This window comes from Rhodovulum sp. DZ06 (assembly GCF_050586345.1).
GTDB lineage: Bacteria > Pseudomonadota > Alphaproteobacteria > Rhodobacterales > Rhodobacteraceae > JBOCEF01.
Genome location: NZ_JBOCEF010000032.1, coordinates 47,495 through 56,568, shown reverse-complemented (window position 1 = coordinate 56,568; position 9,074 = coordinate 47,495). Strand labels below are relative to the sequence as shown.

The 9,074-nt window shown below is 73.1% G+C and carries 10 protein-coding genes; 6 read left to right on the top strand and 4 right to left on the bottom strand.

Annotation, left to right across the window (positions count from 1 at the left end):
- Nucleotides 1-79: 79 nt before the first annotated feature.
- Nucleotides 80-604 (bottom strand): dihydrofolate reductase family protein, encoded by a 525-nt coding sequence (locus ACQ5SO_RS14200; protein ID WP_430942272.1) that lies wholly within the window; start codon nucleotides 602-604, stop codon nucleotides 80-82.
- Between the two features lie 85 nt (nucleotides 605-689).
- On the opposite strand from ACQ5SO_RS14200, the gene ACQ5SO_RS14195 reads away from it, so the two are divergent.
- On the top strand, nucleotides 690-1,538 hold the full coding sequence (locus ACQ5SO_RS14195) for a hypothetical protein (protein ID WP_430942271.1): 849 nt from the start codon (nucleotides 690-692) through the stop codon (nucleotides 1,536-1,538).
- Between the two features lie 112 nt (nucleotides 1,539-1,650).
- The gene (locus ACQ5SO_RS14190) at nucleotides 1,651-2,187 is read left to right on the top strand and encodes a hypothetical protein (protein ID WP_430942270.1); all 537 of its coding nucleotides are present in this window, start codon (nucleotides 1,651-1,653) and stop codon (nucleotides 2,185-2,187) included.
- 275 nt (nucleotides 2,188-2,462) lie between these two features.
- On the opposite strand, the gene modC is transcribed toward ACQ5SO_RS14190, so the two are convergent.
- Genes modC through modA form a run of 3 tightly spaced genes read right to left on the bottom strand, consistent with a single transcriptional unit; the run spans nucleotide 2,463 to nucleotide 5,137 of the window.
- Complete coding sequence (gene modC, locus ACQ5SO_RS14185) at nucleotides 2,463-3,560, bottom strand: molybdenum ABC transporter ATP-binding protein (protein WP_430942269.1); 1,098 nt, start codon at nucleotides 3,558-3,560, stop codon at nucleotides 2,463-2,465.
- A complete protein-coding gene (gene modB / locus ACQ5SO_RS14180) occupies nucleotides 3,553-4,230 on the bottom strand; it encodes a molybdate ABC transporter permease subunit (RefSeq protein ID WP_430942268.1) in 678 nt (225 codons plus the stop codon). The genes modC and modB overlap by 8 nt, the downstream gene beginning before the upstream one ends.
- A gap of 16 nt (nucleotides 4,231-4,246) precedes the next feature.
- Nucleotides 4,247-5,137 carry a molybdate ABC transporter substrate-binding protein gene (gene modA, locus ACQ5SO_RS14175; RefSeq protein ID WP_430942267.1) on the bottom strand — a complete coding sequence of 297 codons (891 nt, stop codon included), beginning with the start codon at nucleotides 5,135-5,137 and terminating at the stop codon, nucleotides 4,247-4,249.
- Between the two features lie 306 nt (nucleotides 5,138-5,443).
- Between modA and ACQ5SO_RS14170 the strand changes: the two genes are divergently transcribed.
- From ACQ5SO_RS14170 to ACQ5SO_RS14155, 4 genes are all read left to right on the top strand, one after another.
- A complete protein-coding gene (locus ACQ5SO_RS14170) occupies nucleotides 5,444-6,457 on the top strand; it encodes a methyltransferase (protein ID WP_430942266.1) in 1,014 nt (337 codons plus the stop codon).
- A 123-nt stretch (nucleotides 6,458-6,580) separates the two neighbouring features.
- Nucleotides 6,581-7,192: a TetR/AcrR family transcriptional regulator gene (locus ACQ5SO_RS14165; RefSeq protein WP_430942265.1), complete on the top strand. Its 612-nt coding sequence runs from the start codon at nucleotides 6,581-6,583 to the stop codon at nucleotides 7,190-7,192.
- An 81-nt stretch (nucleotides 7,193-7,273) separates the two neighbouring features.
- Nucleotides 7,274-8,368 carry an alkene reductase gene (locus ACQ5SO_RS14160; RefSeq protein ID WP_430942264.1) on the top strand — a complete coding sequence of 365 codons (1,095 nt, stop codon included), beginning with the start codon at nucleotides 7,274-7,276 and terminating at the stop codon, nucleotides 8,366-8,368.
- A gap of 191 nt (nucleotides 8,369-8,559) precedes the next feature.
- Nucleotides 8,560-9,066 (top strand): molybdopterin-dependent oxidoreductase, encoded by a 507-nt coding sequence (locus ACQ5SO_RS14155; RefSeq protein WP_430942263.1) that lies wholly within the window; start codon nucleotides 8,560-8,562, stop codon nucleotides 9,064-9,066.
- Nucleotides 9,067-9,074: the final 8 nt, after the last annotated feature.

The window sequence follows — 9,074 nt, the reverse complement described above, 5'->3', positions numbered from 1 at the left end:
CCCCCCCCCCCCCCCCCCCCCCCCCCCCCCCCCCCCCCCCCCCCCCCCCCCCCCCCCCCCCCCCCCCCCCCCCCACGTTTCACCCAAGCGCGTAAGTGGATTGCACCAGCCCAGAGGGGAAGCTACGCGTCTCGAGGTGGCTCAGGCGCGGGGCCTTCGCCATCGGCGCGAACAGCGGCGCGCCCTCGCCCAGCAGGACGGGCACGCGGGTGAGGGTCAGGCGCGAGACGCGCCCCTTCTCCATGAAGGCGCGGGCGGTTTCCCCGCCATCGACATAGACGTTGCGCCAGCCGCGGGCGGCGGCCTGGGCCCAGGCCTTGTCCGGGGCCGCGGCGCGGTAGACCTTCGCGCCCTCGGGGACCGGCATCGCGCCGGTTCCGCGGCTGAGCACGATCACCGGGATCGGGTAGGGCCAGGCGCCGAAGGACAGCACCGTCTCATAGGTCTTGCGGCCCATCACGATGCCGTCCATGGCGGCGATGAAGGCGTCGAAACCGTGGTCCTCGCCCGCCGCGCCGGGCTGGTCGAGCCAGTCGAGCCCGCCATCCTTGCGCGCGATGTAACCGTCCATGCTGACGGCGAGATAGACATGTCCCTCGGGCACGGCGGCTCCTTCCGGATTCTGGGGGATTCACCCTCCTCTAACCTCGATCGGCTTTGTTGTCAGCGGGCGGGGGAGAGGAGAAATGATGAACGATACCCTGCCGCCCCCGGTGCATTGTCTCTGGATCTCGGGCGCGCTGAGCTTCCTGGAACTGCTGTGCCTCGCCTCGATGCGCGATGCGGGCCACGCGGTGACGCTCTGGAGCTACGAGGACATCCCCAACCGCCCCGATTTCTGCGCCCCGCGCGATGCGGCCGAGGTGCTGCCGGCGGCGCGGATGCTGGTGCATGACCGCACCGGCTCCCCGGCGCCGCAATCGGACAAGTTCCGGTTCCGGATGCTGGCCGCGCATCCCGGCGTGGTCTGGGCCGATACCGACGCCTATGTGCTGCGCCCGCTGCGGCCCACGGCGGGGCGGCTCTATGGGTGGGAGAGCGCCAGCCGCGTCAATTCCGGCGTGATCGCCCTGCCCCCGGACAGCCCGACGCTGGCGGCGCTGATCGCCTTCACCGACGATCCCGCGCCGATCCCGCCCTGGTTCCCGGAGGAGGAGCAGGCCGCGCTGCGCGCCGCCCGCGACGCGGGCCGCCCGGTTCCGGCCGAGGCGCTGTCCTGGGGCCTCTGGGGCCCGCAGGCGACCACCCATTTCCTGCGCGAGACCGGCGAGATCGCCCATGCCCTGCCGACCGAGGCGCTCTATCCCGTGCCGTTCAAGGACCGGCGGGTGATGCTGAAAGCCGCGCGCAAGACCGAGGCGTTGCTGACCGAGCGGACCATGTCCGTCCACCTCTATGGCCGCCGGATGCGCGCGCGGCTGCGGGAGAAGGAAGGCGGCGTCCCCCCGAAGGGCAGCTGGCTGGCCGGGGCGATGGAGAAGCACGGCATCCGGGCCGAGGACGCGCCGCTGGCCCCGGCGCGGGGGGCGGCGGCGTGAGGGAGGGGGAAGGGGGCGGCGGACGGCCCCGCGGCCCCGCGGCCCCGCGACACAGCGGCGGCGGCCCACAGATCGGCGACAAGGAGCAGGTCTTCTCCTCGAAAGCCGTGTCATGCCCATAAAAGCCCTCAGAGACATTTCCGAGAAAGCAGAATTCGCCCTTCAGGTTGCGCAGGGGCTGGAGTCCACGCAGCTCAGCCGTGCGGCCCTTTGGCGCCATGCCATGGGCCTTCTCAACGCGTTCTACGCGCTCAACGAAGAGCTGAAGAACCGCACTCAGAACACGGGCGACGACACGCTGAAACGGATCATCCAAGCCTGGCGGAGCGCTAATTCGAGCAGGTTGGGGCAGTTTTTCGGAACGGCCCGCAACACGCTGCTCCACCAGGGCGCCGTGCAGCTGACCGCTGCGACCGAGTGGGAAGAGGACGTGTGGCATGACACCGAGCGGCCGATCTCCCGCAGCTTCATCAGCATCCAGTCTTCAGCGATCTCGGACATGCCCGCCGAAGACTTCATGGCGACGTGCCGGGACGCCCTGGAGTTCATGCAGGCCGGCATCGCGGAGATCCACGAGACCTACCGGGCGGCCCGACCGGAGCTGTTTCCCGCGCAGCAGCCCGCGTCCCCCTTCGACGAGCCTCTCTGAGCGCGGCGCCATCCCCGGCGCCCCGGAAGCGCCTCCGCCTGCTCCGGCTGCGCAGGCGCTCCGTTCCCACCGGCGCCCCGCCCGCCGCGCAGCCGCGGCCGGGCGGCGCGGGGGCCTTGCGCCCCCCAAGCCCGGCCGCCCCCCGCGCAACGCCCGCCAAACCCGACCCAAACCAAAACAAGGGGGGTGCAGGGGGTCGCCCCCTGCCAGGGGGGCATCGGGGGGACTGGTCCCCCCGACATCCACGCCCCGAAACCATGCGAAACGCCCGCCCCTCACTCCGGCGGCGGCGGCATTCCCCTCCGATCAAAGCTGATCGACTTGACCAGCGCGAAGACCTCCGCGCCCACGGCCAGCTGCAACTCCGCCGCGGCCTCGCGCGTCACGCGGGCGCGCACGAGCTGCCCGCCGAGGTCCACCGCCAGTTCGGCGAAGGCGGTGTCCTCCTCGACCTCCATCTCCGCCACCCGACCGGCGAGGATGTTGCGGATCGAGACCCCCTCGGGCCGCCGCACCGCCAGCGCCACGTCGCGGGCGCGCACCCGCAGGCGGACCTTCGTCCCGGCCTCGAGCGCGCCCAGCATCGGCATCGAGAGCGGCTGGCCGCAAAGCGTCAGCCGCGTCAGCCGCACCGCGCGGTCATGCCCGGTCACCTCGGCCTCGACCAGGGCGCCGGCCTCGAACCGGCCCGCGGCATGTTCGAAGGCGGGGCCGGAGAGGATCTCGCCCGCCGGGCCCTCGGCGGTCACCCGCCCGTCCTCCATCAACAGCACCCGGCTCGCCAGCTGCGCCACCTCGTCCACCGCGTGGGTCACGTAGAGCACCGGCGCCCCGGACAGCGCCGCGGCCTCGGCGATATGGGGCAGGATCGCCGCCTTGCGCCGCCGGTCGAGGGCCGAGAGCGGCTCGTCCATCAGCAGGAGCCGCGGGCGGGTCAGCAGGGCGCGGGCGATGGCGACGCGCTGGCGCTCGCCCCCCGACAGGCCCCCGGGGCGGCGGCCCAGCAGCGGCCCGAGGTCCAGCGCCTCGACCGCCGCGGCGCGCTCGGGCGCCGAGGCGCGGGACCGGCGGGCGGCGTAATCGAGGTTCCCCTGCACCGACAGGTGATCGAACAGCCGCGCGTCCTGGAACACGTAGCCGACGCCGCGCTTATGGGTCGGGACGGGCCGCGCCCCGCCCAGCCAGGCCTCGGCGCCGAAACGGATATGGCCCTCCGCCGGCTCCAGCCCCGCCAGCGCCCGCAGCAGCGTCGACTTGCCCCCGCCCGAGGGACCGAACACCGCCGTCACCCCCTTCAGCGGCAGGGCGGCGGCGGCGTCGAAGGCGAAGCCCGGGAAGTCCCGGCGCAGGGCGAAATCGAGACGCTCAGACATGCGCGCGCCTCCGGCCCCGCGCCATGTAGACCGCGGCGAGGGCGAGGAAGGAGAAGACCAGCATCCCCGCCGACAGCGCGTGGGCCGAGGCGTAGTCCAGCGCCTCGACATGCTCATAGATGGCGATGGAGATCACCTGGGTGCGCCCCGGGATCGCGCCGCCGACCATCAGCACCACGCCGAACTCCCCCACCGTGTGCGCGAAGGACAGCACCGCGGCGGTCAGGAACCCGCGCCCCGCCAGCGGCGCCGCGACGGTCAGGAAGGCGTCGAGGGGCGAGGCCCCGCAGGTCGCCGCGGCCTCCATCGGCTTCGGCCCCATCGCCTCGAACGCGTCCTGGAGGGGCTGGACCGCGAAGGGCAAGGAATAGAGCATCGACGCGATCACCAGCCCGGTGAAGGAGAAGGTCAGCGTCTCGCCCGTCACCTCGACCCAGAAGCCGCCGAAGGCCGAGGTCGGGGACATCAGCACCAGCAGGTAGAAGCCGAGCACCGTCGGGGGCAGCACCAGCGGCAGCGCGGTGATCGCCTCGACCGCCGGGCGGATCCGCGCGCGCGTGGTCGCCAGCCACCAGGCCAGCGGCGTCGCCAGCAGCAGCAGCAGCACGGTGGTGGTCCCGGCCAGCGCGAAGGTCAGGCGGATGGCCGAGAGGTCGGCGGCGGAGATCATCGCTCGGTCCCGGCGCTCAGCGGCTGGAGCTCGGCGTGCCGTAGCCCGCGTCGCGGATCAACCCGCGGGCATAGCCGAGGTCGAGATAGGCGAGGAACCCCTTCGCCGCCTCGTTCTGCGCGCCGCTCCGGAGCAGCACGGCGTCCTGGCGGATCTCGTCATACATCTCGGGCGGCGGCGCCCAGGCGGAGCCCTTCGGTCCCGCCCCCGCCTGCGCCGCGGCGACGAAGCCCAGCGGCGCGGCGCCCGAGGCGGTCATGGCATAGGCCTGGCCGATATTCTCGCCCCGCGCCAGCTTCGGCTGCAGCGCGTCCCAGAGGCCGAGCTTCTCCAGCACCTGCTGCGCGGCGAGGCCATAGGGCGCGAGGCGCGGGTTGGCGATGGCAAGGCGCGGGTAGTCCTGCGCCGAGAGGGTGGCGGCGCCGTCGGGGCCGATCCGCTCCGGGTCGGCGGACCACAGCACCAGGCGGCCCAGCGCGTAGGTGAAGCGGCTGTCGGGCACGGCGAGGCCCTCTTCGACCAGCAGGCGCGGGCGCTCGGCATCGGCCGAGAGGAAGGCGTGGAACGGCGCCCCGGCCTTGATCTGCGCGTAGATCTTGCCGGTGGAGCCGGAGGCGATGGTGACCTGGTGGCCCGAACGCGCGCCGTATTCGGCGGCGAGGAACCGGGCGGTGTCGGCGAAATTGGCGGCGACGGCGACCAGCGCCTCGGCCGCGAGGGACGGGGCGGGGGCCAGCGCGGCGGGCAGCAGCAGGGTCAGCGCCAGCAGCGCGGCGCCGAGGCGGTGCAGGGATGGCCGGAGGGGGAACGCCCGGCGGCGACCCGCGCGGCGCGGGGCGGCGCGGCCGGCATGGCGGGGGGCGGAGGGGGCGCGCCGGGCGGGGCCGGTCTGAATCGGTCTCTTCATGGGCGCGAGCATCGCCCGCCGGGCCGCGCACAGGCAAGCGCAAGCGGCGGCGCGGGGCGGCGACCTTGGCGCCGGTTGCGCGCCGCGCGGCGGGGCCGCGGCGCCCCGCCGGACCGGGCGCGCCGCGACGCCCCCTTTCCCCTCCCCCCCCTGCCGCGCCTGCCCCGCCTGCCGCTCCCGGCCTTCCCCGCCGGCCCGGAAGCGACGCATCTGCGCGCGTCAATGTCGTTTTCGAACCTTCCCGCGTTCCATTCGGCGCCGCGACCGCGTAGGCTCTGCGCAGTTGCAACAAAGACGGGTGAGAAGATGACGCTGCTGACCAGGGCCGAGGAAGTGTCGGAGGTCGCGTTCGGGTTCATGGGGTCCAAGGCCCTGTTCGCCGCGCTGCACCATGGGCTGTTCACCGCCCTGTCGGGCAAGTCGCTCACCGCCGAGGAGGTCGGCGCCGCCACCGACCTGCACCCCGAGCGCGCGCGCACGCTGCTCACCGCCCTCGCCGGGCTGGGGCTGGTGTCGGTCGAGGACGGCGTCTTCGCCAACGCCCCCGCCGCGGAAGCCTTCCTGGTGAAAGGCGCCAAGTACGATTTCGGCGACTACCTGCGCCTGCAGGTGGACCGGCAGATGTACCCGCTCCTCCACCAGATCGACGACGCGCTGGCCGACCAGCTGCCCGAGGAGGCCACCGCCTCCTATGCCGAGTGGTTCTCGGACCCCAAGGAGGCGGAGCTCTATTCCCGCTCGCAACACGCGGGCAGCCTCGGGCCGGCGCTGGGCCTGGCGCGCTCGATCGACCTGTCGGGGGCGAAGACATTCCTCGATGTCGGCGGCGGCACCGGCGCCTTCGCCATCACCTTGTGCCAGTATTTCCCCGAGCTGACCGCCACCGTGGTCGACTTTCCCAACGTCGCCAGGCTGGGCCGCGAATACGTGGCGGAGGCCGGGCTGTCGGACCGCATCACCTATATCGACGGCGACGCGCTGAAGACCGAGTGGCCGGGCGGGCAGGACGCGATCCTGATGTCCTATCTCTTCTCCGGCGTGCCGGGCGACGAGCACGCGGGCCTGATCGAGGGCGCGTGGAACAAGCTCGCCCCCGGGGGACGGCTGATGATTCACGACTTCGTGGTGGATGCCGACCGCTCGGGGCCGCGGCTCGCCGCGCTCTGGCAGCTCCAGCACACCGCCTTCACCCCGACGGCGCGCTCGCTCGACGACGCCTGGCTTCAGGAAACCCTTGAAAAGGCGGGATTTAGGGACGTCACCGTCGGCCCGATGATCCCCGAGATGACGATGCTCGGGACCGGCGTCAAACCCGCCTGAGCCCCCGGCGGGGGCGCCGCCCGACGCGGCGCCCCCTGCTTTCGCCCCCCTGCTTGCGGCCCCCTGCTTGCGGCCCCTTGCCTACGGGCCCCCTTGCTTTCAGGACCGGGCGGTCCAATATCCATGCCCATGGACCTGACCCGCCCCCTCCGCTGCGCGCCGATCTGCCACGCGCCCGCCGGCCCCGGCCGCCCGCGCGGCTTCGACCGCGACGCCGCCGCCGCGTCCATGGCGGGCGTATTCCAGCGCCGCGGCTACGAGGGCGCGAGCCTGTCGGAGCTGATCGACGCCGCGGGCCTCGCCAAGTCCAGCTTCTACTGCTGTTTCCAGTCCAAGCGCGGGGCGCTGCTCGCCGCGGTCGAGGCGTATTCGAAGGGGTCCATCGCCCGGCTCGAAGCCGTCGCCGGGGACCGGACCGGCCCCGAAGCCGCCCTCGCCATCCTCTCCGCCGTCGCCCGCGCGCCCATCGCCCAGGGCGGCTGCTTCGCCATCAACGCCGCCGCCGAGCTGGCGGGCGACGACCCCGAGACCGCCGCCGCCCTCTCGGCCCATTTCCGCGCGCTGGAGCGGCTGGTGGCCGCGCGCCTGTCCCCGGAAGACCCCGGGGCGGCGATGCCGAAGGCCGCCGCGCTCATGGCGCTCGCCATCGGCGCGCTGACTCTACGCAAGGCGGGGATGGGCGACGGCGCCGCCGACGACGCGATGGAGGCCGCGGCCGCGCTCCTCTCCACCTGATCCCCCCATCCGCGCGCGCCCGCTGATCCCGGCGCGCGCCCATTTACGGACCGAATGGTCCAGAACCTACAGGAGGCTCCCATGTCCGATCCGAAACTCTTCACCCCGCTCGCCGTCGGCGACATCCAGCTCGCCAATCGCGTGGTGATGGCCCCGCTGACCCGCAACCGCGCCGATCACGCCACCGACGCGCCGACCGAGATGACGGCGACCTATTACGAACAGCGCGCCTCGGCGGGGCTCCTGATCACCGAGGCGAGCCAGATCTCCCCCCAGGGCAAGGGCTACGCCTTCACCCCCGGCATCTACTCGGACGAACAGATCGAGGGCTGGCGCAAGGTGGCCGACGCGGTCCACGCGCGGGGCGGCAAGATCGTGATCCAGCTCTGGCACGTGGGCCGCATCTCCCACAACGTGCTGCAGCCGGGCGGGGCCGACCCGGTGGCGCCCTCGGCGATCAACGCCCATGGCAAGACCTTCGACGGGACCGCTTTCGTCGAAACCCCCACGCCCCGCGCGCTGGAGGCGTCCGAGATCCCCGGCATCGTCGCCGACTACGCCCAGGCCGCGAAGAACGCCATCGCGGCGGGCATGGACGGGGTCGAGATCCACGCCGCCAACGGCTACCTGATCGACCAGTTCATGAAGACCGGCGCCAACGCCCGCACGGATGAATATGGCGGCCCGGTCGAGAACCGCGTGCGCTTCCTGGACGAGGTCGTCGGCGCCGTCGCGGGCGCCATCGGGGCCGGGCGCACCGGCATCCGCATCTCGCCCTTCTCGCCCGCCAACAACATCGACGACGCGAACCCGCAGGAGACGGCGGAGGCCGCCGTGGCGGTGATCGAGAAGCACAAGCTCGCCTACCTGCACATGGTCGAAGGCTCCACCGGCGCGAATCGCGACCTGCCGCCGGAGGCCGACATGGACAAGCTGCGCGGCATGTATTCGGGCGCCTGGATGGTCAACAACCTCTACACCCGCGACATGGCGCTGGAGGCGGTCGAGAGCGGCCGCGCCGACCTCGTGGCCTTCGGCCGCAGCTACATCTCCAACCCCGACCTGGTGGAGCGGCTGAAGGCCGACGCGCCGCTGAACAAGGCGAACTCGGCCACCTTCTATGGCGGCGGGGCCGAGGGCTATATCGACTACCCGGCGCTCGAGACGGCCTCCTGAGCCGCGCCGCGCCGCGCCCCCCGGGCCCCGCCGCCCGGGGGGCGCTTGACGCTTTCTTCACCTCGCCCGCGCATCCTGCGCGGCGGTCGGATCGCTTTCCCGCCGACGCCGTGCATGCCCGTCCGGGACGCGCGCGGGCGCAGGGGAAGGGTCCGCCCGTTCGCATGGATTTCGCACGCACGAGGCCCCGCATGACCCTTCCCGCCGCTCTCAGCCGCCGCGCCGCGGCGCTGCTGGTCGCCGCCCTGTCCGTCTCCGCCCTGTCCGCCCCCCTGCCCGCGCTGGCCGAGGACGCCGTCCTGACCGTCACCGGCGCCGTGGAGGGCGGGAGCCGCAGCTTCACCCTGTCGGAGCTCGAGGCGCTGGGCGAGGAGGAGTACCGGACCGCCACCGTCTGGACCGAGGGCGAGCACAGCTTCACCGGCGTGCCGCTGGGCGCGATCCTCGAGGCCGTGGGCGCCGAGGGCGAGACGCTGCACATGGTCGCCATCAACGACTACGCCGTGACCGTCCCGATCGAGGACGCCGCGCCCGGCGCCGCGCTGATCGCCTACCGGCTCGACGGCAAGACCATGTCGGTGCGCGAGAAGGGGCCGCTCTGGCTGGTCTACCCCTATGACGCCGACAGCAAGTGGCGGGCCGAGGCGGTCTACGCCCGCTCGATCTGGCAGCTGAGCCGCATCGAGGTGAAGCGCTGAGCGCCGCG

Bases quoted from the DNA above. Each gene is read 5' to 3' on its own strand.
- ACQ5SO_RS14160 (WP_430942264.1), top strand. From the start codon at position 7,274: ATGTCCGATCCGAAACTCTTCACCCCGCTCGCCGTCGGCGACATCCAG.
- ACQ5SO_RS14165 (WP_430942265.1), top strand. From the start codon at position 6,581: ATGCCCATGGACCTGACCCGCCCCCTCCGCTGCGCGCCGATCTGCCAC.
- modC (WP_430942269.1), bottom strand. From the start codon at position 3,560: ATGTCTGAGCGTCTCGATTTCGCCCTGCGCCGGGACTTCCCGGGCTTC.
- ACQ5SO_RS14195 (WP_430942271.1), top strand. From the start codon at position 690: ATGAACGATACCCTGCCGCCCCCGGTGCATTGTCTCTGGATCTCGGGC.
- ACQ5SO_RS14155 (WP_430942263.1), top strand. From the start codon at position 8,560: ATGACCCTTCCCGCCGCTCTCAGCCGCCGCGCCGCGGCGCTGCTGGTC.
- ACQ5SO_RS14170 (WP_430942266.1), top strand. From the start codon at position 5,444: ATGACGCTGCTGACCAGGGCCGAGGAAGTGTCGGAGGTCGCGTTCGGG.
- modB (WP_430942268.1), bottom strand. From the start codon at position 4,230: ATGATCTCCGCCGCCGACCTCTCGGCCATCCGCCTGACCTTCGCGCTG.
- modA (WP_430942267.1), bottom strand. From the start codon at position 5,137: ATGAAGAGACCGATTCAGACCGGCCCCGCCCGGCGCGCCCCCTCCGCC.
- ACQ5SO_RS14190 (WP_430942270.1), top strand. From the start codon at position 1,651: ATGCCCATAAAAGCCCTCAGAGACATTTCCGAGAAAGCAGAATTCGCC.